The sequence below is a fragment of the Cytobacillus sp. NCCP-133 genome (assembly GCF_026011715.1).
In the GTDB taxonomy this organism is placed as follows: domain Bacteria; phylum Bacillota; class Bacilli; order Bacillales; family Cytobacillaceae; genus Cytobacillus.
In genome coordinates, this window is sequence record NZ_BRVM01000006.1 from 87608 (window position 1) to 111145 (window position 23538).

A 23538-nucleotide genomic window follows, 5' to 3' on the forward strand; every position below is an offset into this window, starting at 1 on the left:
ATTCATGATGGCCTTAAGCACCCAGATGCTCCCTTAGGACAGCCATGCCTTTTCATAATCCTCTTCTTTAAATCCAACAGTTACCTTTTGGCCATCTGTCAGAAGCGGTCGCTTGATCAGCATGCCGTCTGTTGCAAGAATGTCAAGCAGTTCTTCCTCTGAAGAGGTTTTTACCTTGTTCTTCAAACCAAGCTCCCTATATTTCTGGCCGCTCGTATTAAAGAACTTTTTTAATTCCAATCCGCTGTTTTGATAAAGCGTTTTAAGCTCGCTTCCTGAAGGCGGATTCTCAACGATATGTACTTCTTCATAAGACAAGTTATGTTCATCAAGCCATTTCCTGGCCTTCCGGCATGTCCCGCATTTGGGATACCAGTAAAAAGTCAACGCCATTTTTTTCACCATCCATGTTAACATATCCAGGCTTTTAAAAATTTGCTGCCTTTTAATTGAATACTACCATAAATGGATGACAAAGCATAACATTGATTCACCATTTTATATTCGACATTTTTCTATAAGTTCCTGCAGGTGAATAAATTTCTAACTATAAAAAATCTAGTGCTCATATTCCGTGATGCTTCGAAGTTTAAAGAAGAGATTTAAGCAAACAATTACCTAAAATAAATGCCCCCTTCACAAAGAAGGGAGCCAGATTACAATCAAACTGCGAAACGTTCAGCGTCAATTAGCTTTTCAGCAGCTTCGCGCTTTTTCGCGATCACGTTAATAGGTGTGTGGCGCGTAAATTTGCGAAGAGCAGACATCATCATGCGAAGGGCATCACCATTTTCTACTGCAACAAGCGTTTCTTTTGCATCCTGCTCGATTTTGTTGAAAGCTTCCTGACAGAAGATTTGAGTATAAAGAAGCTTTTGCTTACTCTTTTCAAGGCCAGCTTTTTCAATGGCCTTTTCTGTACGAAGAACAACGGATTCCATTGCATATGCATTTGAAATGATGTCAGCAATATTTACTAGGATTTCCTGTTCTTTATCAAGAGCCTTGCCGTACTTCTGGGCCGCTAACCCCGCAGCAAGCAAGCCAATCTTCTTCGCATTTTTCACTAAATATTTTTCCTGTGCCAATGGCTCATCGCCAGGCTCTTCAGGCATCATCATCATGAGCTCTTCCTGCAGCGCTTGAGCTTTTTGGAATAATGGAAGTTCCCCTTTTAATGCTTTGCGAAGATATGTGCCTGGAACCAATAGACGGTTGATTTCGTTTGTCCCTTCGAAAATACGGTTAATGCGGGAGTCCCGGTAGGCTCTTTCGATTTCATATTCAGCCATGAAACCATATCCGCCATGAATTTGAACGCCTTCATCTACCACATAGTCAAGGACTTCCGTGTTGAAGTACTTGTTCATCGAACACTCAATTGCATATTCCGCGATGGATTTGGCCACTTCTTTCCCGTCTTTCACTTCTTCATCAGTAAGCTTGCTCATACGGTCTTCGAATAAGCCTACTGTACGGTAAACTGCACTTTCCGCTGCATAGATTTTCGAAGCCATCGTTCCAAATTTTTCTTTCGTCAAGTTGAATTGTGCAATTGGCGTTTTGAACTGCTGTCGCTGGTTTGCGTATTGTGCAGCTAATTCGAATGCGCGTTTGGCGCCGCCGACTGCACCTACACCTAACTTGTAGCGGCCGATATTTAAGATGTTAAAGGCAATGACATGGCCTTTGCCAAATTCTCCAAGCAGGTTTTCTTTTGGCACCTGCGCATCTTCAAGAATTAAAGTGCGTGTTGATGAACTCTTGATTCCCATTTTCTTTTCTTCTGCCCCTACAGATACACCAGGGAATTCTCTTTCTACGATGAACGCGGAGAAATACTCTCCATCAATTTTTGCATACACCACAAATACATCTGCGAAGCCTGCATTTGTAATCCATTGCTTTTCGCCATTTAATACATAGTGAGTGCCTTCAGCATTCAGCTTGGCAGTCGTTTTTGCCCCTAGAGCGTCTGAGCCTGAGCTGGGTTCAGTCAATGCATATGCAGCGAGCTTTTCGCCCGTAGCCAAGGCTGGAAGATACTTTTGTTTTTGGTCTTCGTTACCGAATAGAACGATCGGCAGTGAACCAATCCCTACATGGGCACCATGTGAGATTGAAAATCCGCCGGCACGCGCCATTTTTTCAGCGATTAATGCTGAGCTTACTTTATCCAATGCAAGTCCGCCGTACTCTTCCGGAACGTCTGCTCCTAAAAGGCCTAGTTCGCCTGCTTGCTTCAATAATTTAACTGAACGGTCAAACTCATGATTTTCTAGATGTTCGATTTGCGGAACTACTTCATTCACAACATAGTCTTCTGTGGTTTTCGCAATCATAACCTGTTCATCCGTGTAATCCTCTGGTGTAAACACACGGTCATAGGAAACATCTTCAATTAAAAAGCTTCCGCCTTTAATTAGGTTTTCAGTTTGATTTGACATTTTCATGTTCCTCCATTCTATATTGAGGAGAAAGCCTGCAGAGGCGTTACTCCATGAATTTTTTATGAATTATAAAAGCTCAAAGACTCCAGCTGCTCCCATTCCGCCTCCAATGCACATGGTGACAACTCCGAATTGCTGTTTGCGGCGCTTCATTTCATGAATAAGAGAAAGTGTCAGCTTTGCACCTGTACATCCAAGCGGGTGTCCAAGCGCAATGGCTCCGCCGTTAACATTCACTTTTTCTTCATCCAAGCCCAGCTCACGGATAATCTGAAGTGATTGTGATGCGAAGGCTTCATTCAGTTCGAACAAACCGATGTCGGAAAGCTCAAGCCCTGCTAGCTTAAGTGCTTTGGGAATGGCTACCACCGGCCCTACACCCATGATTTCAGGAGGCACTCCGCCGACTGCGAAACTTCTGAATGTAGCCATTGGCTGCAAGCCTGATGATTCAGCTTTTTCACGGTCCATTACCATGACTGCGGCTGCCCCATCACTTGTTTGTGAAGAGTTCCCTGCTGTGACTGTACCCGTTACCGAGAAGGCAGGGCGCAGCTTTCCTAGCGTTTCAACGGTAGAATCCGGGCGAACCCCTTCATCCTGGCTGAACTGGAGTGTTTTTTCTGTAATCTTATTATCTTTTCCGACAGATCGTAACGTGACATCAACAGGAACAATTTCATCTGCAAATCGGCCATCCTGGATTGCCTTCGCAGCATTTTGATGGCTTCTAACCGCAAAAGCATCCTGGTCCTGTCGTGAGATGCCATATTTTTTAGCCACTTCTTCAGCTGTATGTCCCATTCCCATGTAGTATTGAGGCGCTGTTTCCGCCAATTTGGCGTTCGGGCGGACCACATGCCCCATCATCGGTACAAGGCTCATCGATTCCGCTCCGCCGGCAATGATGGTATCGGCATGGCCGATCATAATTTTTTCGGCAGCATAAGCGATTGACTGCAAGCCTGAAGAGCAATACCGGTTGATTGTAATTGCCGGAACCTCGTGGGAAAGTCCAGCAAGAGCTCCGATATTCCTCGCCATATTCAAGCCCTGTTCTGCTTCGGGCATGGCACAGCCAATGATTAAGTCATCGATATTTCCTTCATAATTTCCTGCACGTTTCAATGTTTCCTTTACAACAAGCGCACCTAAATCATCCGGCCTTACATTTGCAAGGGTACCTTTTTTTGCTTTGCCGACCGGTGTTCTAGCACCTGCAACAATTACAGCTTCTCTCATTCTATTCCCTCTCTTTCTATAAAGTGAGACTTCACACAGAGGGTTTTTTTTCCCGCTGAGGCTGAGTGTTAATCGAGGCCCGCACGATGCGGGTCACTCAGACGTTGCTACAGGATGTGCTGAATTTAGTCTGAGTTCCTCTTTCGGGCTTATACGGGCAATTACGCCCCGCAATTCAGTCCCGATTCTCCTAGTTTCTATTTGGCGGCTTACTGCCTGTTAAACTGCGATAAATGTTTTAATCTATTTAATTAGTTGCGCAATGGCTTCCCTTTTAAAAGCATGTGCTGCATACGCTGCTGTGATTTTGGCTCAGCAACAAGGCTTAAGAATGCCTCCCTTTCCAAATCAAGCAAGTATTGCTCATCTACTTCCGTTCCATACGGCACTTTACCGCCAGCAAGGACATACGCGAGCTTTTTTGCGATTTTCAGGTCATGCTCTGAAATATAGCCGGATTGGAACATGGCGTGTGCGCCAAGCAGCAATGTGGCATAGCCAGTTTCCCCGACGACTGGCACTTTTTTGCGGACACGAGGCTTGTAGCCTTTTTCATGTAGAGCAAGCACAGCCTGCTTCGCATCGTAGAGAAGGTGGTCTCCGTTTACGCTAATGCCATCAGCAGGATTCAGGAAGCTATGATCGCGTGCTTCTTCACCGGATGTAGATACTTTCGCCATGGCAATCGTCTCAAATACTTTATTGGCAACCTTTTGAAGATCAAATTCTATACCATTAGGCAGGCTTTCAAGGTGCTTAATATATAGCTCCTTGTTGCCACTTCCGCCTGGAATCAGACCAACTCCTGCTTCAACAAGACCCATATAAGTTTCGCTGGAAGCCTGGATATGCGCTGCAGGCAGGCAAACCTCTGTCCCTCCGCCAAGTGTCATTCCGAATGGAGAAGCAACAACAGGCTTCGAGCTGTATTTGATTTTCATCATGGCATTCTGGAATTGGCGGACGACCATATCCAGTTCGTAAATATTGTCATCTTGCGCTTCCAACAGGATCATTCCCAAGTTGGCGCCGACACAGAAGTTCTTGCCCTGATTTCCAATGACAAGGCCTTTGTAATGTTTCTCCACCTCATCAACTGCAAAATTGATCATTTGGATAATATCTAGTCCGATCGCATTGCTTTGTGAATGGAATTCCAGTAGGGCAACGCCATCACCTATGTCAATAAGGCTTGCACCAGTATTCTTTTTAATGACTCCCTTTTGCTTTTTGAGCTGCTTAAGATTGATTACTTTTGGATTTTCTTCGATTAATTTATATTCGCCGTTAAGATAGAAATACTTGAGCCCATCCTCTTCCTTATAGAATGAGGTGAAGCCTTTTTCGAGCATCTCTTTAACCCATGCAGGGACTTCTTCACCTGCTTCTTCCATTTTCTGAACAGACTTTTCTACCCCGATAGCATCCCATGATTCAAATGGGCCAAGCTCCCATCCGAAGCCCCATTTCATGGCACGGTCTATCGCAGTGAGATCATCTGCAATTTCGCCTAGCAATTGAGCAGAATAAAGCAGTGCCGGGCTAAGGATATTCCATAAAAGCCCGCCTGCGCGGTCATCCGCATATACAAGCGCCTTCAACTTTCCGGCAGTTCCTTTTTCCTGTTTGCTCATTTCTACTGATGCCGTTTTAAGCTTTTTGCGAGAACCGTATTCCAAGCTTTCAGGATTAAGTTCAAGGATTTCTTTTCCTTTTTTCAAAAAGAATCCCTGTCCGGACTTGCTTCCAAGCCAGCCTTTTTCCTGCATGGCTTTCATGAAGCCAGGCACTTCAAATACTTCTTTTTCTTTTCCTTCCACTTGCTCATAAACGTTCCCTGCGACGTGTATAAATGTATCAAGGCCAACTACATCTAGCGTTCTGAAAGTGGCGCTTTTTGGCCTTCCGATCAGCGGTCCTGTAACGGAATCTACTTCGCCGACACTATAGCCGCCCTTCAGCATTTCCTGAACGGTTACCAGAAGACCGTATGTGCCAATCCGGTTTGCAATAAAGTTTGGCGTATCCTTTGCTTCTACAACGCCCTTGCCCAGTACATCTTCTCCGAACTGCTTCATGAATGTAATCACTTCAGGAGCAGTATTCTTAGCGGGGATTATTTCTAAAAGCTTTAAGTATCGCGGAGGATTGAAGAAATGGGTGCCAAGGAAGTGCTTCTGGAAATCCTCTGAACGCCCTTCCGACATAGCTTCAACAGAAATACCCGAAGTATTGGTACTGATGATGCTTCCAGGCTTTCTGTACTGGTCCACTTTTTCAAAAACCTGTCTCTTTATGTTTAAATTTTCTACAACCACTTCGATTACCCAATCCACATCTTTAATGCGTTCCATATCATCTTCAAAATTGCCAGCTTCAATCAGCGCAAGATTCTTTTTGGATGTAAGCGGAGCCGGTTTTTGCTTCAATAGTTTTTGGCGGTTGCCCTCACTTAATCGATTGCGCACCGCTTGATTTTCAAGGGTAAGTCCTTTTGCTTTTTCAGCATCCGTTAATTCACGAGGTACAATATCGAGCAATAATGTTGGTATTCCGATATTAGCCAGGTGGGCAGCGATTCCTGAACCCATTACACCGGAGCCCAAAACAGCAGCCTTTTTAATTTGTTGGATCAACTTTATTTCCCCCTTTATTTTTGAATGAACAATCATTCATTTTATTCCCAAAAAAATATTCATCTGATCTGATCTGATCTGAATGAGTCCTGTTAGTTATAACTATAAAATATTTGCAAAATTTACGCAATGATTTTAATCGGAAAAATTTGAAAATGTTTTGAATTTTTTTGAAGGCCGCAGGGACTTTTGGGAGAAATGATACAGATTGTTTTGGGACATCCTATAAAAGAAGCTTCTGTTGCCGGACGTATCAGTCTGCAATCAGAAGTTGATTGTAATGGAGGTGAAAAAAGATGGGCAAAATGAAAAAGGATCCATCGAGGGCTGGAGTCAGTGCAGCAAGTGTTCAGGGCGATGCGGGACCAACTGTTGAAAGACAAGGCCCCAAAAAGAGGAACAGCCAAAACAATCAATACAAACGTTAATTCAGAGTAGGATTTAAAAGCGTAAATTAAATATAACTTGCTTGCTTATTGGGCTGGCTGCTGCCAGCCTCTTTCCATTATGTACATAGGGTAAATCTTCAAATTCTTTCCTTAAGAATAACCGAGGTTTTTCAGAGGAAAGATATGTTCGAATAAAAGTGCTTTTATTCCCTGTGTCGCTTTATATATTTGCGGTTAACAATACTAAATTGGAGGGTTTTCTATGCAACAGCAAAATATGAACATGCAAAACCAGCAGGGCATTATGCAGCAGCCGCCTGCCGTTGTTTCCACTAAGGATTCTCTGTACTTAACAGATATGCTTTCCTGGAACCTTCTTGCTTTTAAAAAGGCTCATTTTTATGCCCAGCAGTGTCAGGATCAGGAGCTGAAGACTCATTTCGAACAGTGTGGGCAAATGCATCAGCGTCATTATCAGCAGCTGCTTACCCATTTAAATCAGCAGAATCAGCAAAGCTTTATGGGAATGCAATAAGAAAAATAAATATTGAAGGAGATTATAATGAATCAAAATCAGAACCAAAATCAAAATACCATTCAAAACTCTGAAACTCAGGTTAATAAAACCCCGCAAATGAATGACCGGGACTTTTCAAACGATTTGCTGGCAATGGAGAAATGGATGACAAATGCCTATTCTGTTGCCATGAATGAAGCAAGCCACCAAAGCCTTTACCAGGACATGCTGACAGTGTTCAATGAAACGCAAAATCAGCAAAGAGAGCTTTATAATCTTATGTTCAGAAAAGGCTGGTACAAGGTGGAAGCAGCTGACCAGCAAAAGCTACAGCAATCCTATCAGCAATTCCAAGGTTATTCCAGTCAGTTTCCGTATGGAAATGGACAAATGCAATAAGAAAAGCGCAAGGCACCTTGACCTCCCCCGACAAGCATTAGACAATCCCTTCCAGAAGGTGTTTTTTCCTTCTGGAAGGGATTGGATTATGATCCCGAGTCCCTAGGAGCCGAAACTAGACAAGTTTGTGACCTCGAGGGAGGTAGGCGCCTGCAGCTAGACAGTTCTGTAAGTTCAAAGAGATACATATTCTGATATTATAAACAAGAAACCGCTGCAATCCTTGTAGCGGTTTCTTGCAAATAATTGCAAAAAAAAAACATGTACTACTCTTTCACATCTTTATTGTGTTTTTTTGCTTCTCATTTCTTCATTCATCATCTTGATTTCAGCAATAAGAGCTTTCATTTCCTCTTTTGCATCCGGATATGTATCATTCCAATGCTTCGCTAAAGGGGGCATGGATTTGGCAATAAAGGAGTATAGTGCCCATGCTTCAACCTTGTCCTTTAGTTCCGGGTTGGTCTCGCCGATAAGGAGTTCCGTATATTTTTCCAGCAGGCCGTCAAGCTGACCTTTTAATTTATCATTCATTCTCCTATTCCTCCTTTTTTCTGTTCCTGCAAGTTAGAGGACAAGGGCCGCAGCGTTTACCACTATCAGTCAAATAAGAAAAGCAGCATGTTTTTCTTGGCCTGATCATGTTCTCTTTGTTTTCCATAAAGATTTTTTCATTATAAAAACGCCCGAGCGGGTTGGCATGATATCCGCCAAATACCTCACAAGAGGCCTCTTCGATGATGAATTTAAAATCTTTAACAGCCTGTTTGGCCACTGCTGTTTCTTTTGGCATGATGGTTTCATACAGCCAATATACATAAATGGCGATATTTTCCCAGAGAATCAGCTTGGAAATCCTCGCTTCCTTTGCGACACAGTCCACGATTGGAAAAACATGCTCGCTAAATAAAGTGCGAATCACCTCTTCCCGCCACTGGTCCCTATTTTTTCCGGCTCTTTCTCCAATAAGCTTTTTAAACCGAAAATTTGGAAGCCACAGTCCGTTCTTTTCCCTGCTTTCCATTACCAGGTTCTCATGCGATATGTCTAGTTTCAAGTTCCAGGAAGTCATGCTATATAAAAAAATCACAGGAAGAAAGGCATATCTTTTAATCAGTATGGAAGCAGCTGTTTTTTCATCATTGGCACCAATTAGCTGTTTTACCTGCTGAAGATATCCCCTTATTTTTCCGGGATCCAGCAGATCAGTCACTTCTATCGAAAAAGAAGGGCTTTCATGATCAGCAAGCCTGAACAGCTGCAGCGCTTCTGCTTGCTTTTCCGTCAGCACCATCATCCCAAAATTCCCTCCCCTTTTAGGATGCATCTGCCTTTGCCGTAAGGAATGCAAAGCGGGGTGCCGAATAATGGGTCGATGGTAACTTCACACTCCATGCCAAATACATTTTTCACTAATCCGCAATTAATGACATGTTCGGGCTTGCCCTGGGCGAAGACTCTTTGGTCCATTATCGCGACAATATTATGTGCATACCTGCAGGCTAGATTAAGGTCGTGAAGCACCATCACAATTGTACGCTGCTCTTTCTCGTTTAGTTCAAACAGCAAATCGAGAATTTCAATTTGATGGGTCATATCCAAATAAGTCGTCGGCTCATCGAGTAAAATGGTGTCCGTATCCTGGGCCAATGTCATGGCAATCCATGCTCTTTGGCGCTGGCCTCCAGATAAGGAATCTACAGTACGGTCCTTTAATTCTTCCATGCCAGTAGCTCTCAGGGCACTTTTGACTTTCAGTTCATCTTCTGTTGACCATTGCTTCAGCCAGGTCTGGTAAGGATACCGCCCTTGTTTTACAAGCTGGAGCACTGTCAGGCCTTCAGGAGCAGAAGGAGATTGCGGCAAAATAGCCATTTTTCGGGCGACATCTTTTGTGGAAAGCCGGGCAATGGCCTCCCCTTCCAATAATACAGCACCTGACTTTGGCTTTAAGAGCCGGGCAATGGACCTGAGCAAAGTAGATTTACCGCAGCCATTTCCACCTATAAAAACCGTAATTTCGCCTTTAGGGATTTCCAAGTTCAGCTCATTAATGATAATGGTATCTCCATATGACAGTGTTAAATCCTTTGTTGCGATCGCTTGCCCTGTTGTCATGTGCGCCCTCTCCTTTTAAAAAATATTTATATCTATAGACTATCCAGTTACTTGTTCCGTACGAGTTTCAAGCTTATGAGTTCCTTGTTTTAAAAAGCAAATAAATAAAATACGGTGCACCAATGCTGGCTGTAAAAACGCCTGCCGGGATTTCCAGCGGGGAAAATAACGTTCTTCCGATTAGATCGGCTGCCATTACGAGGATACCTCCGATTAAAGCGGAAGCAGGCAGCAAAGCACCGAAAGCTGAACCAACGAGCCTTCGGGCCATGTGCGGTGCCATTAAGCCAACGAAACCGATTCCGCCTGCGAATGCAACAGCTCCCCCTATCAATCCTGTGCTTACCATCAGCAGCAGAAATCGGTGTTTTTGGACAGTACTGCCGACGCCTGTAGCAACGTCATCCCCGAGTTCCTGAACATTTACATTTCTGGCTAAAACAAAGGCCAGGATCAGAAGGATAAGCGTCCATGGCACTAAGATCGCGACATTTCCCCAGTTAGAGCCGTATACAGTTCCTGTGATCCAGATATTCGCCTGGCTTGCCTGATAAATCGGGCCAAAAACCATCATTAAAGTAGTCAGTGCCTTCATTAAGCTCGCAATCCCAATTCCGATCAAAACAAGGCGAATCGGTGATACTCCATTTTTATAGGCTAAGAAATAGACTAGAAAAGCGACAATTGCAGCACCGCCAAATGCTGCAAGCGGCATCCAATTAATACTTACGGTTAATGCGTTATTTTCATCACTAAAAAAGGCTAAAAAACCGACAACTGCTACAGAGGCACCGCCTGTTATCCCAATAATGTCCGGTGAAGCCAGCGGATTCCTGATCATCCCCTGAAGGATGCCGCCCGCAACAGCAAGTGATATTCCCACCAAAAGGGCGATGATAATTCTTGGAAGCCTGAAGGACTGAATAATCAGCCGCTCCATATCCGAGCCTCCGCCAAAAAAGACTTGCACAACTTTAAGGGGGCTGATTTTCATATCACCTGTTCCAGTACTGATTACAAAAACGCCAGCCGCAGCAGCCGTAAGTAGAAGGAATATGGCAAGTGCCCTCCGGTCGATTAAAAATGAAACTTTGCCGCCAAGTAGGCGGAGATTATCATATTTTTTCATGATTGATTGAACCCCCTTCTGGCAATGTACACAAAGAAAGGAGTTCCAATAACAGCCGTCATAACCCCAACAGGAACTTCCTGAGGCATGATGATATATCTTGCTGCGATATCTGCTGATAGCAGGAGCATCCCGCCAAACAGGCCAGAAAAAGGGATGACCCAGCGGTGGTCTATGCCTACAATCGCACGGGTAAGGTGAGGGATGACGATCCCAAGGAAACCGATCGGCCCTGCAACAGCTACTGCCCCCCCAGATAGAAGAACAACAATGATGCCTGCACCAAGTTTGATCATTCCCGTTTTTAATCCTAATCCCTTTGCAACATCTTCACCCATAGAAAGGACATTCATTTTACCGGCAATTATCATGGAAAAAATCCAGCCGGCAGTGAAATACGGAAGCACAGTGATTAATGTTTCAAGCTTCCGGCCCGATACAGAGCCTGCAAGCCAGAAAAGGACTTGCTCAAGGTCTGTTTCATTTAACACTAAGAATCCTTGTGTCATAGATGCAAACATGGCGCTCATCGCTGCACCGGCAAGTGTGAGCTTCATAGGAGTCAGTCCTTCTCTGCCGATCGAGCCGATAATGTAGACAAAGATAAAGGAAAGAGCCGCTCCTAAAAAAGAAAGCCATGTGAAAAACTGCAGACTGCTTATCGAAAACAGTGATACCGCTATAACCACTGCGAAGCCTGCCCCGGCGTTAATTCCAAATATTTCAGGTGCAGCAAGCGGATTCTTAGTCAAAGTCTGAAGCAACACTCCCGCTATTGCCAGGCTTGCCCCAACTGCTGCAGCAATCAATGCCCTTGGAAGGCGGACAGATTGTATAATAATATGTTCATTGGATCCATCAAATTCTGTAAACGCATCAATTGCTATCTTCCACGTTGTGTCCGTATATCCGTATACAATGCTGAAAGACATTAATACTAATAGCAGCAGCATAGCCAAAACAAGCCCTGCCCACCTCATGGAGTTCGTTTTTAATAACATAATGTAAACCTTTCTTGCTTCTATATTTAATAAGATCTTTCTTTTACAATTTTAGTCTATTGTACAGCTCAAATGCTGTCAATGAGTTTGAAAATCATTTTCATTGGTAATTAAACATGTTCAGATTAGTGACCTGATTTTGGATCATTTTAGTCTTCCAAAGTGTTAATTTAAATAATTGAAAATGATTTTCATTTGTCTATTGACATCCTTTTGAATTCAAATTAAGATAAAGATGTCAAATGAAAATGATTATCATTAACAATACATAATGGAGGAAGCACTTATGAGATTAAAATCATTACTTGCAATGTTTTCAGTTTTAGCAATTCTCTTCCTTGCAGCCTGCGGGAATAACAATGAAGAAGATCAGACAGCTGAAAAAGAAAACGAAGGAAACAAAACAGAAGATACAAGCTATACAGTGGAGCACGCAATGGGGACAACTACACTTGAAAAAACACCTGAAAAAGTCGTGATTCTTACAAATGAAGGAACAGAAGCTCTTCTTTCAATGGGTGTAACCCCAGTCGGAGCTGTTCAGTCTTGGACAGGCGATCCTTGGTACGAGCATATCGCTGATCAGATGAAGGATGTTCAGGTTGTAGGAACAGAAAGTGAAGTGAATGTTGAAGCCATCGCTGCGCTTCAGCCGGATCTCATTATCGGAAACAAAATGCGCCAGGAAAAAATCTACGATCAATTAAACTCGATAGCCCCTACCATTTTTGCCGAAACATTGCGCGGTAATTGGAAGGAAAACTTCGAGCTTTATGCAAAGGCAATCAATAAAGAAGAAGCAGGCAACAAAGTCATTGCGGATTATGACAGCCGCATTGAAGAAATTAAAACAAGCCTTGGCGATAAATTAAACCAGGAAGTTTCAATTGTCCGTTTTATGGCAGGCGATGTCCGCATCTATCATAAAGATTCCTTCTCTGGTGTCATTCTTGACCAAATCGGCCTTGCCCGTCCTGAAAGCCAGAATGTAGATGATTTTGCCGAAAAGAATGCTACCAAAGAACGCATTCCTGCCATGGATGGAGATGTCCTATTTTACTTCACGTATGAAACAGGCGATGACAAAGCAAGCCAGCTTGAAAAAGAATGGATTGAAGATCCGTTATTCAAAAATCTGAAAGTTGCCCAGGAAGGCAAAGTTTACAAAGTAAGCGACACCATCTGGAATACAGCAGGCGGCGTCATTGCTGCAAACCTGCTGCTGGATGACATCGAGAAGCATCTGGTTAAATAACGATAGTGATTGCGCTCCCATAATACCCCCTCTTTTATGAGAGCTCATATATAAAATAAAAGAGCCTGCATCTGCAGGCTCTTTTTTCATGGATATAAAAATTTTCCTCCCTAATTGAATGCTCTCTTCCCTTTTTCTTATTCATTCAGCCAAATGGGCCTCTTTTTTATTGCCTTCCATTCATAAGATTTCCAAAACCGGCAACAATAAGTTTAATGCCGAAAATGATGGTGATTTTCCTATGAAAAGATGGTTGAAAAACAAGCGTATTAAAGAAGATGTTAAACATAAAGAATGGGAGCAATCCTTTATAAAATCCAAAGACTTTAAGAAAATCTTTTACTATAACCAAAAAACGAACATCCGTTTTTGTCTTACGTTCATGGCTACTTTAGTAGATGAGAATATTATTCAGGACGGCATCCTCCCAAATTTGCTGGAAGATGAGTTTCGGGAAATTGAAGACATTAAACAGCTGGTGCCGGTTGCCGATGTCCAAATTTGCGATGATCCGTCTTTGATTGAACAGAAGTTAATGAACGGCTATGTGATGCTTACCGTTGAAACAGAGATGAAGCATTTTGGCTTTATAGCGGCACAAAAAGAAATTGTCAGGGGAATCAGTCAGCCTGAAGTTGAATTTTCCGTTATTGGACCAAAGGAAGCATTTGTAGAGTCTCTCGGGCAAAATTTGAATTTAATCCGTAAGCGTCTTCCGGTAAAAGAGCTAATCATCGAAGAGTTCACTCTTGGCAGCTTATCTAAAACCAGCATAGCCATGATGTATATGGAAAACATCACAAACGAAGATAACGTAAATACTGTCAGGCAGCGGTTAACGAATGTAAAATTTGACGCGATAACCGACAGTTCCTATATTGTGCAGCTAATTTCGGATAACTCCAACTCTCCTTTTCCGCAGCTTCTTGATACTGAAAGGCCAGATCGGGTGGCCGGAATTTTGGCTGAGGGGAAAATTGCGATAGTAGTCGATGGGTCGCCGCATGTCTTGATTACACCAACTACTCTTGTTGAGTTTTTTAGTTCTTTTGAAGATTATTTTTTAAATTGGCTATTATCGTCTTTTTTCCGGTTGATCCGTTTATTTGCGGTTGCCTTTTCGATTCTTGTCACACCTATTTATGTAGCAACTTTGTCTTATCATTATGAGCTGATTCCAAAAGATTTGATGAACACTTTAATTACGTCAAGGAGGGAAATTCCCCTCCCTCCTATTCTTGAAGCACTGTTTTTGGAACTGACGATTGAACTGCTGCGCGAGGCAGGAGCCCGGCTGCCTACAAAGGTTGGCCAGACAATCGGCATCGTGGGCGGGATTGTGATCGGGACGGCTTCGGTAGAAGCCGGACTCACAAGTAACGTCCTCCTGATTATCGTGGCCCTTGCCGCTCTTGCCTCCTTCACAACGCCGGTATACAGAATGGGCAACACAATCCGTTTGCTTCGGTTCCCTTTCCTATTTTTTGCGGAGCTTTGGGGTCTGCTTGGAATCGTGTTTTGTTTCTGTATCCTGCTGACCCATTTAATCCGGCTTACGTCACTTGGAAGGCCTTTTCTTGAGCCGCTCTATCCGCCTCGGGTGACAGATATGAAGGATGCGCTGATCAGGCTCCCATTTGAAAAGCAATCCAAGAGGCCTCTTTACTTAAGAACCAAAAACCCTTTCCGCTTCAGCAAGAAAAAAGCTGAAGAGAAACAGGATATTGATGAATAACACGAAAGTGCAGTTCCAGATGAATCATCATCAGTTAACAAGCGTGGAACGGAGGTGAACCAGATGAAGGAGCAGACAGTGCCCGACAGATTAAAAATTTCCCCTTTTTTAGTGTTTTATTTGATCATGTCCATGCAAATCGGAATCGGGGTTTTGGGTTATCAGCGCATTATCGCGATGGATGCTGGCTATGATGCCTGGATATCCATTCTATTTATCGGGGTAGGCATCCATGTCATCGTGTGGATGATGTATAAAATTGGCGAAACCGTTAATGGAGACATTGTTACAGCCCATAAATATCTTGCCGGGAGTTTCTTTGGCAAAGCGCTCAGTGTTATTTTCATCGGCTATTTTATCTTATATAGCTTAACAGTCATCCGGACATTTATTGAAGTGATCCAGGTGTGGATGTTTCCGGAGCTAAGTACATTCTGGTTCACCTTTGGATTTTTGCTTCTCTGTGTATATATCATTTTTGGCGGATTTCGGACCGTGGTTGGAACGGCTTTCTTCGGGGTAGTCCTCCCTGCTTATTTACTTTTTACATTTGGATGGGCCGTCAAATTCTCCAATTTATCTAATCTTTTGCCTATTTGGGACCATACCATTAAAGAGCTGCTGACAGCTTCTTATCACACATCACTTACGTTTATTGGATTTGAGATCATACTATTCTGTTATCCTTTTATTAAAGAGCCAAAGAAATCGCAAAAATGGGCCCATTTAGCTGTATTGACGACTACTCTCATCTATACGGTATTAGCAATCATTACTTTTTCGTATTTTGCGGAGGACCAGCTCCAGAAGCAAATTTGGGCAACTTTAACGATGTGGAAAATAGTAGAGATGCCCTTTGTGGAACGATTCGAATATATTGGGATCGCTAACTGGAACTTGATTATTCTGCCAAACGTGTGCATTTCCATTTGGATTGCTTCCCGTCTGATCAAAAGAATATTTAATATCAGGCAAAAAATCGGCGTGTTTTTTATCGTAGGAGCCGTTCTGATTTTAATTAATTTCCTGAATACGCGCGAGAAAATAAACACGCTGAATGACTATATTGGAAAAATGGGTTTTGCTTTTACCTTTATTTATATCCCCCTGCTGTTTGCAGCCGTTAAGATCGCCAAGAAGTTTATGCAGAAAAGGAAGGTGAAAAAGCAATGAAAAAGCTGGCCATATTTTTTCTTGCGGTCCTTCTCACGGGATGCGTCGATAAAGAAATCATTGATGATATTAATATTGAAGTGGCTGTAGGCTATGACTTATTAGAGGGGTCGGAAGATACCTATCGAGGCACGATACTCTTTCAGGAATTCCAGACTGACAAAAGTGTGATAAATCGTACTTATAGCGGCAATGGCTTGTTGCGCAAAGATCTCATTTTGGATGTTTCCAAGCAAACGTCTGAGCCTGTTGTCACTGGAGGATTAAAGCTCGCTATTTTCGGTCCTGATATTTCGGAAAAAGGAATTTATGATCTGGTCGATTCATTCCAAAGAGATGCGAGCATCGGAGCCAGATTGTTTATATTAACTGCGGAAGAAAAAGCTGAAGAGGTATTAGAAGGCAACTATGGTTCAAGGGGCAATTCAACCTATATCTATAACCTTATCGAGCATAATATAGAACATCATGACATTCCTTATACAAATCTTCACCTTACAATGAGAGACTTTTATCAAAAAGGAGAAGACCCTTTTTTCCCGCAGATCAAAAAAATTAGCAATGATAAAGTGGAGGTATCTGGGATAAGCCTATTTCAAGGAGATAAAGAAGTCGATGTTCTTCCTGTCGAAAAAATGTTTTTTTTTAAATTGCTGGTTGATAAGTACAGTGAAGGAAACTTTGAGGTTAAATTGCCAGGTGGTGATCTTGCTGCTGTAAAAAGTATTAGATCTAAGCGTAAGATCTCAATTCTGGATAAGAAAACAAACATTAAAATAACAATCAGGGGTGTGATTCGGGAATATACCGGAAAAACATTAACCCAAGAAGTCATAAAAAAGATTGAGAAAGGCCTGGAAAAAGAAATTGAAAGGGAAACCTTAAAACTCCTAAAAAAATTCCAAAAACTAGAAATAGATCCAATTGGACTAGGGCGTATGAAAAAGACCCAAACGAGGAACTTTGATTTTAAAAAGTGGGAAGATGATTATAAAAATATGGACTTTAACGTTACGAGCGATGTTCTTATTGAAGAAACAGGCGTTATTGAATAGAGTAAAGAGCGGGCCATTGGGTATCCGCTCTTTCTGTTTAATCACTTGTCGAGAACATATATTTTTTATAGTGGTACCGGATTGAAAAGATGAGCCCCATCGCCAGCATATTCCCCATCAATGAACTCCCTCCATAACTGATGAATGGAAGGGGAATCCCGGTAATCGGCAAAAGACCGATCGTCATGCCGATATTCTGAAAGACATGGAAGGTAACCATGCTGATGACTCCCACACAAATATAAGTATAAAAGTTATTTTTGGTTTCCATTCCAATTTTGGTAATATGGTAAATCAGCAAAAAGAAAAGGCTGACAACAATGCTTGCCCCTACAAACCCAAATTCTTCCCCTACGATACTAAAGATAAAGTCTGTATGGCTTTCCGGCAGATAGACTTCCCTCGTCCCATACCCTTTTCCGCTCGTTTCCCCTGAGCCAATGGCAAGGAGAGAGCGTGTGAGCTGGAATCCTGTAGAGCTTTGGTAATTATAAGGATCAATCCATGAGTAAATACGCGCAAATTGATATTCCTTAACCCCTAAATATTTCTCAAGAATATCAGGATGCCAAAGAACGAAATAAAGGATCGTGCCGGCGAATGCTGCCCCTATCCCAAAAATAGGAGCCAGCAGCTTCCAGCTGATTCCGGATATAAAGATCATGCCAAGCATAATCGCCAGGAAAACAAGGCTTGTCCCCAAATCCGGCTGCTGCATGACAAGCAGGAGCGGGACGATGGTTAACCCAACCAGCTTTATAAGCAGCCATAAATCGGTCTGCACGGTTTTAATGACGTTTTTTTGATGATGCTCATCAATTGTTTTGGCCAGAACAAGGATAATAAAAACTTTAACAAGTTCGGCTGGCTGCAGGGAACCCATTCCAGGCACCTTATACCATGCTTTAGCTCCATTGATGACAGGAGCAATGCTGCTTGGCGCAACGATCAAAAATCCCAGAAGTAAGATGCCTAGGCTGTAGACATACCAGGAAATCTTCTTTAATTGATCAGAGTCCAATGTAATAACAGCTGCGATGATGACTGTTCCAACGCAATACCAGACAATCTGCTTCAGCAGGAAATTCTCCGTATATTGTCCCGTTGTCTGGGCGCTATAAATTGAAATCGCACTCACTAAGAACAAAAGCATCAATATTAACACTAAGCCCCAATCAAGCTTAGGAGGTGTATACCGATTCGAGGTCATGATCATTCTCCTTTAAAAACAAAAACCATTTGCCTTTCGTTACTTCTGTCAGGCATAACGGAATAAGGCGAAGCTTCAAATAATGGCAAGGCATTGTCCTATGAAGGCCTCCCAATATTCCTCGCTACAATACTTCATTATATTTTTTATAGAGATAAATCACAACTTCTAAAAGCGAATGGGTATTATTTCAAGTTTGTTTCAAAGCGCAAATGATTATATTGGCCTAGTATAATAAGAGAACATTCTGCCTTGGTGCCTATTCCGCCTATTCCTTTCGTTGTATTACGACTTATATTTTCTATCCCTGCTGAAATAACGCACTTTCATATCCTCTCTCATCCATTCAAGATTATTAGGCACTTGTGGAATGCTATAGCCGATAAAAATCGGGGTGGTTACATAACGGGGAACAATTTTCGCGTAAATATCCTTGTCCAGCTTATAGAAGAACAAATTATAGCTATTGCATGGGAAAGAGAAAGCATTCAAAATATAATGGGCAGCCGCCTGGATGCATTTGGCAAAGTACGGGATAACTTCATGGTTAGAAAGCTTGACATTGAATTCATAAAATCCAATTCTCGGTGAAGTAGACAAAGTGAAAACCGTATCGCTTTCCTCATGAATGAGGAGCCCTTCGAAATCCCTAGCCAGGATTTTTTCCTTATAATCGATCTTTTTCAGCCCAACGATCTGCATATGGGGGTGTGCAATGCTTCCTCCTGATAAAGGCCCGTGATTCTTGAAAAAAAGAACCGATTCATATTTCCCGCTTTCTTCCATTTGAAGCCAATGTTTTAACCCAAATGAAAGAAGCCTGATCAAATGATCCTCCGGATAGACGGACAGCTCGCTGTCACATTCATCCGTTTCAATCAGCACCGTTTGATAGGCATTTTCCAAAACAGGATACTTATTCTTCAGTAACATAATCGAATCTTCAACCGCAATAATATCCCTCAGCTCCTCCCTCGCACAAAAAGGGCAGCTGATGTCCTTATTTCGAATGCTATTGGGCTTCTGGACTCCAATCCCGGTATTAAAATGCAAATGAGTATCTGACATCTCTTACACCTGCTTTTCTATAATCTCTCTCCCTATTTTATCATGAAAACACAAAGCAGGTACCTATACCAATTGGATCAACTGGTATAGGTACCCGGCACTTTAATCAACCGTTAATTCAGTTTCAGTATGCTCGTGGATGTCATCGCCTTTTTCCACATGCGTAGTGATGATGTATGTGCCGGCATCAGAAAAAGTATGGTCAGCCGTGTATGTGCCTGCTTCAGTTTCAGAAAGGTTCACCCATTGTGGCGTTCCTCCATTTAGCGAAATTTCCAGCTTCACTTTTGCTTCTGTCAGCGGCTTGCCGTTTTTTTCAAGCGCAACAGATAAGCCTGTTTGTTCTTTTGCATGAACGTGATCTGGTGCCTGAAGAAGGATGGATACATCTCCTCCATGGCTGTGGGATTGGCCTTCTTCATGCCCATTTTTCTCATGTTCGTGCTCATGTCCAGCGTCCTCTGTTTTCACATCGCCAACTTGAACCGAAACCTTTGGCATTGTATGCTGGCTTCTTGCGGTAACATGGGATTGAATAGAGTAAATGCCTTCTTCGGGAAATGTATAATTTGCAGTATAAATTCCCTCTGAATCATGCTTCGCTTCCACCATTTCACTATCTTCTTTTTTTCCTTCCTTCCAAATCTCAAATTTCACTTCATCCGCATCCGTTACGGCTTCGCTGCCTTGTTTTATGGTAACAGCAAGGGAAGCTTCCTTTCCTGTATCCAGCGTTTCAGGCACCATCAATACTGCATCAATAATTTGCGGCACTTCTTCAGCTTCCTTGGACTCTCCCTGTTCAGACTGACTGCACCCGCTAAGAACCAGGAAGCTTGCTATTATAATAAATAATGCCTTTTTCAATTTAAAGTCCCTCTTTTCTATTTTTACTTTTGATAACTTAAATATAAAAGACATTTGTGATAAAACGATGAAATCTTTTAAAAAAATTAAAGACCCTTTTCTAAATTAGCTTATCCGTCATATATTTAAAGAGATGGAGGGATCCATATGAATTCAAATATAAGAGTGCATTCTATATTCTTTTGCATAAACAGCTGGCTTTTCAGCATGATTGCGGTTTTGGTTCTCGCCGGGATTGTCACAATTTATCCTTCGACTTTTTCATCATCCCATGTAAACATGCTGCTTAAGGATATTAAGGCTGATCAGCTGTTCATTCATTTCCTAAAGGCAGAAAATCATTATTTCTTAAGCGCTGCACCTGCTGAAAGCTATTCCCTTTCCGGGACGCTATTTAAGCTGGCCACAAATACACAGCCTCAGGATATCAGAACATTCCTTGGGCGTGAACTTCCCGGCTTTTCAACCTTCGACACTGGCATAGCCGTTGCCGGTGAGGGAACCGATTTTACCAATCTTCCAGTCGAGTCGGCCCCCCCTCTTGAAGTCCTGCTAAAAGAAAAAGAACTTGCCATGGATGCCGAAGAGAATGAAGACAGCGCCACGCCGCCGGTTATTCCAGCGAAAAAGGGGGTTTTTATCTATCACTCTCATAGCTGGGAGTCGTTTGCTCCCCTTTTAAAGGACGTAAAAGGCACAGATGAAGCTGTAAGCCCAAATAAGCAGGTAAATATCATCACTGTCGGCAGCAAACTGAGTGAAGAGCTTGCGAAAAAAGGCATAGGGGCCGAGCATGATAAAACCAATACGGCGGCTGAATTAAAAAAGAAAGGCTGGAATTGGGAAAACTCCTATTCTCTTTCAAGAGAGACCGTGCAAACCGCCATGGCTGAGAATAAAGATGTCAAATTCTTGATTGATATTCACAGAGATTCACTGCCGAGGGAGAAAACAACCGTATTAATCGGCGAAAAGCAATATGCCCGCCTGTTTTTTATCGTAGGGAAAGAGCATAAAAACTATGAACAGAATCTTAAAGTAGCTACTGATCTTCATAAAGTTCTTGAAGCAAAGTATAAGGGAATCAGCAGAGGGGTTTTTGTGAAGGGAAAGAGCGAGGGAAATGGTATCTACAACCAGGATCTTTCCAGCAGGGCGCTTTTGCTTGAATTTGGCGGAGTGGAAAATAACCAGGCTGAGCTGGACAATTCAGTTAAAGCATTTGCAGAAGTGTTCAGTGAATATTACTGGAAGGCAGAACCGGTCAATGCAAAAGCGAATTAGTGCAAGCCATTATTGTCTTTTGTTTACATTTTTAAGCACTCTATTTCATGTACCTTCTGTTTGATTTCAGCACCATTACGGTGGCCAGTCTGTTCTCGGGAGTTATTGTTTCGGTCATCAACCTGGTTGAAGATGAAATGAAACGTTACAGCCGAAATAGCTGATAGAGGAAAAATTTATTCTTTTCTGTTTTAATAAAGATAACAGAAAGGCAGTTTTCGTAAAGGTCGAGGAGCTCTGTTCCTCCCCGCGGAAAGCATGAGCCCGCAGTAAAAATTGACGGGCTAAGTTCATAAACAAAATGAACATTCTATGAGCAAAGAGGAGTGATACGATTGAAGCTGGCCATTGTCACAGGTGCCTCAAAAGGGCTGGGCGCTTCCATTGCGAAGCGTATGATTAAAGAAGGAACTGGCATCATCTCTGTTTCGCGAACAGAAAATCCTGAGCTGACAGAACTTGCCGCAGAACATGAAGTCTTTTATGGTCACTATTTCTGCAATCTGGCATCGTCTGATGAAATTGAATCTGCCTTTAAAGAGATTACAGCATTATTGCAGGAAAAGAAGACAGAAGCACTCTATGTTTTTAATAATGCAAGTGTCATCAGTCCGATTGGAACAGCCGGCAGCCTGGATCATAAGGCGTTAATCCAAAATGTTCATGTTAATTTGATTGCACCTTTTATCATCTCGAACATTCTGCTGAGTGAAGCATTAAGTGATATGACAATCGTCAACATTACATCAGGTGCTGCGGAAAGACCCATACAGGGGTGGAGCGCTTATTGCAGTACAAAAGCCGGTGTCAATATGTTCACAGAAACCGCTGCACTTGAGCAGCAAACGGCAGGGACGAGGCATAAAATCATCGCTTACAGTCCCGGAGTCATGGACACAGATATGCAGGGAACAATCCGTTCATCTGCAAAAGAAGATTTTCATGACCTTAAAAAATTCCAGGCATTTAAGGAAAAGGGCATGCTTCGAGATACAGACACCGTTGCAGATGCACTGATTGACCTGCTGCTGGAGAAGGAAATCGAGAACGGTAAAGTTTATCATGTAAATGACCTGATCTAGGAGAGTCACACATAAAGAAGCCGGCTGCCTTTAAGACAGCCGGCTTTTTTGCGATTATTCCTTTTGTAAAATGTCACTGTCCACGACTCCATGATGAACTCGGACTACTTCATGGTTTTGGCCCCGCTGGATCACAAAAAAGCCGTTCGAGAAATCGGATGATAATTCTTTGAAAAAGATGCCGTCAATTCCCTTCTCCTGCTTTTCCCCAATCGTTAAATGATACTCCGGCCCCTTCTTGACAAGCTGGGCTGGGAAACCTTTATCCCATTCTTCAGATGCATCATATACCCTTCTTGAAACTTCCACGACATGCACGTCCACACCTTCAAGGTCCTCAAATAGATCATTGGTCAGCGAATGTTTCACCATCCGTTCCAGCCTTGTCTGGACAGCCTGCCCAAGGACAATCTGGGTGATTTTATATTCCTCTGCCACTTCAGAGATGACCTTGGCTATTTTTTTGCCATCGGAGTGCCTTGAGAGCATCTTTAGTCCATATTTCTCTGCCAGACTTTCGAACAGGAACTTTGTTTGCAGATCATTAAATTCAAGATCTTCATGCTTCCGATTTTCCACCGAAAGAATATATCCCTCCCCGTTGAAAGCCTCCTTCAGGATTTTGCCTCTTTGTGCAAGTCTTTCCGCATGGTTGGGATTGCTGACACATATTAAAATATTCTCCCTCATCTCCACACCTCTCTCACCTGATCATATATTCAGTATAGCACCCATCACGTAGAATAAACCTGGGTGAAACAGTGATATTTCATGTGTTTCTCCCATAAGCAATGCCGTTCCCGCATCATTTTTAATGAGGTTATTGAATTTTTTTGAAAATGTGAATAAAGGAGACCAGCCCTGGCCATACTAATCCTACAAGTGTAATCCCCCTTTTTTTCGCTTCCAGATTGGAAGCCTTTTTTTC

At 42.6% G+C, this 23538-nt stretch carries 22 protein-coding genes; 9 read left to right on the forward strand and 13 right to left on the reverse strand.

What is annotated here, in order from left to right:
* Positions 1-33: 33 nt before the first annotated feature.
* The 4 genes from NCCP133_RS09555 to NCCP133_RS09570 form a co-directional block, all read right to left on the reverse strand.
* Positions 34-393 (reverse strand): arsenate reductase family protein, encoded by a 360-nt coding sequence (locus NCCP133_RS09555; protein ID WP_264804705.1) that lies wholly within the window; start codon positions 391-393, stop codon positions 34-36.
* Positions 394-662: 269 nt separating this feature from the next.
* Positions 663-2447 carry an acyl-CoA dehydrogenase family protein gene (locus NCCP133_RS09560; RefSeq protein ID WP_264804706.1) on the reverse strand — a complete coding sequence of 595 codons (1785 nt, stop codon included), beginning with the start codon at positions 2445-2447 and terminating at the stop codon, positions 663-665.
* Between the two features lie 69 nt (positions 2448-2516).
* Positions 2517-3692 (reverse strand): acetyl-CoA C-acetyltransferase, encoded by a 1176-nt coding sequence (locus NCCP133_RS09565; protein WP_264804707.1) that lies wholly within the window; start codon positions 3690-3692, stop codon positions 2517-2519.
* 251 nt (positions 3693-3943) lie between these two features.
* A complete protein-coding gene (locus tag NCCP133_RS09570) occupies positions 3944-6325 on the reverse strand; it encodes a 3-hydroxyacyl-CoA dehydrogenase/enoyl-CoA hydratase family protein (RefSeq protein ID WP_264804813.1) in 2382 nt (793 codons plus the stop codon).
* A 299-nt stretch (positions 6326-6624) separates the two neighbouring features.
* Between NCCP133_RS09570 and NCCP133_RS09575 the strand changes: the two genes are divergently transcribed.
* From NCCP133_RS09575 to NCCP133_RS09585, 3 genes are all read left to right on the forward strand, one after another.
* A complete protein-coding gene (locus tag NCCP133_RS09575) occupies positions 6625-6756 on the forward strand; it encodes a YuzL family protein (RefSeq protein WP_214724073.1) in 132 nt (43 codons plus the stop codon).
* A 223-nt stretch (positions 6757-6979) separates the two neighbouring features.
* Entirely contained in the window at positions 6980-7252 is a 273-nt protein-coding gene (locus NCCP133_RS09580; protein WP_264804708.1) for a hypothetical protein, read from the forward strand.
* A 27-nt stretch (positions 7253-7279) separates the two neighbouring features.
* Positions 7280-7633 carry a spore coat protein gene (locus NCCP133_RS09585; protein WP_264804709.1) on the forward strand — a complete coding sequence of 118 codons (354 nt, stop codon included), beginning with the start codon at positions 7280-7282 and terminating at the stop codon, positions 7631-7633.
* Positions 7634-7915: 282 nt separating this feature from the next.
* Here NCCP133_RS09585 and NCCP133_RS09590 read toward each other — a convergent pair whose 3' ends face one another.
* From NCCP133_RS09590 to NCCP133_RS09610, 5 genes are all read right to left on the reverse strand, one after another.
* Complete coding sequence (locus tag NCCP133_RS09590) at positions 7916-8167, reverse strand: YusU family protein (RefSeq protein ID WP_264804710.1); 252 nt, start codon at positions 8165-8167, stop codon at positions 7916-7918.
* Positions 8168-8171: 4 nt separating this feature from the next.
* A complete protein-coding gene (locus NCCP133_RS09595) occupies positions 8172-8930 on the reverse strand; it encodes an IucA/IucC family C-terminal-domain containing protein (RefSeq protein WP_264804711.1) in 759 nt (252 codons plus the stop codon).
* Positions 8927-9751 (reverse strand): ABC transporter ATP-binding protein, encoded by an 825-nt coding sequence (locus NCCP133_RS09600; RefSeq protein ID WP_264804712.1) that lies wholly within the window; start codon positions 9749-9751, stop codon positions 8927-8929. Before NCCP133_RS09600 ends, NCCP133_RS09595 begins: the two co-directional genes overlap by 4 nt.
* A gap of 73 nt (positions 9752-9824) precedes the next feature.
* Positions 9825-10880 carry a FecCD family ABC transporter permease gene (locus tag NCCP133_RS09605; RefSeq protein ID WP_264804713.1) on the reverse strand — a complete coding sequence of 352 codons (1056 nt, stop codon included), beginning with the start codon at positions 10878-10880 and terminating at the stop codon, positions 9825-9827.
* Positions 10877-11881 (reverse strand): FecCD family ABC transporter permease, encoded by a 1005-nt coding sequence (locus NCCP133_RS09610; protein ID WP_264804714.1) that lies wholly within the window; start codon positions 11879-11881, stop codon positions 10877-10879. The genes NCCP133_RS09605 and NCCP133_RS09610 overlap by 4 nt, the downstream gene beginning before the upstream one ends.
* Positions 11882-12167: 286 nt before the next feature.
* Here NCCP133_RS09610 and NCCP133_RS09615 point away from each other — a divergent pair, with 286 nt between their 5' ends.
* The 4 genes from NCCP133_RS09615 (at position 12168) to NCCP133_RS09630 (ending at position 17099) form a co-directional block, all read left to right on the forward strand.
* Positions 12168-13136, forward strand: coding sequence for an ABC transporter substrate-binding protein (locus NCCP133_RS09615; protein WP_264804715.1), 969 nt, complete (start codon positions 12168-12170; stop codon positions 13134-13136).
* Positions 13137-13377: 241 nt separating this feature from the next.
* Complete coding sequence (locus NCCP133_RS09620) at positions 13378-14871, forward strand: spore germination protein (RefSeq protein WP_264804716.1); 1494 nt, start codon at positions 13378-13380, stop codon at positions 14869-14871.
* 63 nt (positions 14872-14934) lie between these two features.
* Complete coding sequence (locus NCCP133_RS09625; RefSeq protein WP_264804717.1) at positions 14935-16044, forward strand: GerAB/ArcD/ProY family transporter; 1110 nt, start codon at positions 14935-14937, stop codon at positions 16042-16044.
* Complete coding sequence (locus NCCP133_RS09630; protein WP_264804718.1) at positions 16041-17099, forward strand: Ger(x)C family spore germination protein; 1059 nt, start codon at positions 16041-16043, stop codon at positions 17097-17099. The genes NCCP133_RS09625 and NCCP133_RS09630 overlap by 4 nt, the downstream gene beginning before the upstream one ends.
* A gap of 37 nt (positions 17100-17136) precedes the next feature.
* On the opposite strand, the gene rodA is transcribed toward NCCP133_RS09630, so the two are convergent.
* The 3 genes from rodA to NCCP133_RS09645 all read right to left on the reverse strand — a co-directional run bounded on the left by rodA (position 17137) and on the right by NCCP133_RS09645 (position 20244).
* Positions 17137-18309, reverse strand: coding sequence for a rod shape-determining protein RodA (gene rodA, locus NCCP133_RS09635; protein WP_264804719.1), 1173 nt, complete (start codon positions 18307-18309; stop codon positions 17137-17139).
* 285 nt (positions 18310-18594) lie between these two features.
* Positions 18595-19377, reverse strand: a complete 783-nt coding sequence (locus tag NCCP133_RS09640) for a DUF4931 domain-containing protein (RefSeq protein ID WP_264804720.1) — start codon at positions 19375-19377, stop codon at positions 18595-18597.
* 102 nt (positions 19378-19479) lie between these two features.
* The gene (locus tag NCCP133_RS09645) at positions 19480-20244 is read right to left on the reverse strand and encodes a FixH family protein (RefSeq protein ID WP_264804721.1); all 765 of its coding nucleotides are present in this window, start codon (positions 20242-20244) and stop codon (positions 19480-19482) included.
* A 147-nt stretch (positions 20245-20391) separates the two neighbouring features.
* Between NCCP133_RS09645 and spoIIP the strand changes: the two genes are divergently transcribed.
* Positions 20392-21528, forward strand: coding sequence for a stage II sporulation protein P (spoIIP, locus tag NCCP133_RS09650; protein WP_264804722.1), 1137 nt, complete (start codon positions 20392-20394; stop codon positions 21526-21528).
* A gap of 326 nt (positions 21529-21854) precedes the next feature.
* A complete protein-coding gene (locus NCCP133_RS09655; RefSeq protein WP_264804723.1) occupies positions 21855-22610 on the forward strand; it encodes a (S)-benzoin forming benzil reductase in 756 nt (251 codons plus the stop codon).
* A gap of 54 nt (positions 22611-22664) precedes the next feature.
* Here NCCP133_RS09655 and NCCP133_RS09660 read toward each other — a convergent pair whose 3' ends face one another.
* Complete coding sequence (locus tag NCCP133_RS09660; RefSeq protein ID WP_264804724.1) at positions 22665-23300, reverse strand: universal stress protein; 636 nt, start codon at positions 23298-23300, stop codon at positions 22665-22667.
* Positions 23301-23538: the final 238 nt, after the last annotated feature.

Coding starts and splice junctions, on each gene's coding strand:
- NCCP133_RS09580 (WP_264804708.1), top strand. CDS start 6,980: ATGCAACAGCAAAATATGAACATGCAAAACCAGCAGGGCATTATGCAG.
- NCCP133_RS09600 (WP_264804712.1), bottom strand. CDS start 9,751: ATGACAACAGGGCAAGCGATCGCAACAAAGGATTTAACACTGTCATAT.
- NCCP133_RS09590 (WP_264804710.1), bottom strand. CDS start 8,167: ATGAATGATAAATTAAAAGGTCAGCTTGACGGCCTGCTGGAAAAATAT.
- NCCP133_RS09595 (WP_264804711.1), bottom strand. CDS start 8,930: ATGATGGTGCTGACGGAAAAGCAAGCAGAAGCGCTGCAGCTGTTCAGG.
- NCCP133_RS09625 (WP_264804717.1), top strand. CDS start 14,935: ATGAAGGAGCAGACAGTGCCCGACAGATTAAAAATTTCCCCTTTTTTA.
- NCCP133_RS09585 (WP_264804709.1), top strand. CDS start 7,280: ATGAATCAAAATCAGAACCAAAATCAAAATACCATTCAAAACTCTGAA.
- spoIIP (WP_264804722.1), top strand. CDS start 20,392: ATGAATTCAAATATAAGAGTGCATTCTATATTCTTTTGCATAAACAGC.
- NCCP133_RS09660 (WP_264804724.1), bottom strand. CDS start 23,300: ATGAGGGAGAATATTTTAATATGTGTCAGCAATCCCAACCATGCGGAA.
- NCCP133_RS09640 (WP_264804720.1), bottom strand. CDS start 19,377: ATGTCAGATACTCATTTGCATTTTAATACCGGGATTGGAGTCCAGAAG.
- NCCP133_RS09630 (WP_264804718.1), top strand. CDS start 16,041: ATGAAAAAGCTGGCCATATTTTTTCTTGCGGTCCTTCTCACGGGATGC.
- NCCP133_RS09610 (WP_264804714.1), bottom strand. CDS start 11,881: ATGTTATTAAAAACGAACTCCATGAGGTGGGCAGGGCTTGTTTTGGCT.
- NCCP133_RS09565 (WP_264804707.1), bottom strand. CDS start 3,692: ATGAGAGAAGCTGTAATTGTTGCAGGTGCTAGAACACCGGTCGGCAAA.
- NCCP133_RS09560 (WP_264804706.1), bottom strand. CDS start 2,447: ATGTCAAATCAAACTGAAAACCTAATTAAAGGCGGAAGCTTTTTAATT.
- NCCP133_RS09615 (WP_264804715.1), top strand. CDS start 12,168: ATGAGATTAAAATCATTACTTGCAATGTTTTCAGTTTTAGCAATTCTC.
- rodA (WP_264804719.1), bottom strand. CDS start 18,309: ATGACCTCGAATCGGTATACACCTCCTAAGCTTGATTGGGGCTTAGTG.
- NCCP133_RS09620 (WP_264804716.1), top strand. CDS start 13,378: ATGAAAAGATGGTTGAAAAACAAGCGTATTAAAGAAGATGTTAAACAT.
- NCCP133_RS09605 (WP_264804713.1), bottom strand. CDS start 10,880: ATGAAAAAATATGATAATCTCCGCCTACTTGGCGGCAAAGTTTCATTT.
- NCCP133_RS09555 (WP_264804705.1), bottom strand. CDS start 393: ATGGCGTTGACTTTTTACTGGTATCCCAAATGCGGGACATGCCGGAAG.
- NCCP133_RS09575 (WP_214724073.1), top strand. CDS start 6,625: ATGGGCAAAATGAAAAAGGATCCATCGAGGGCTGGAGTCAGTGCAGCA.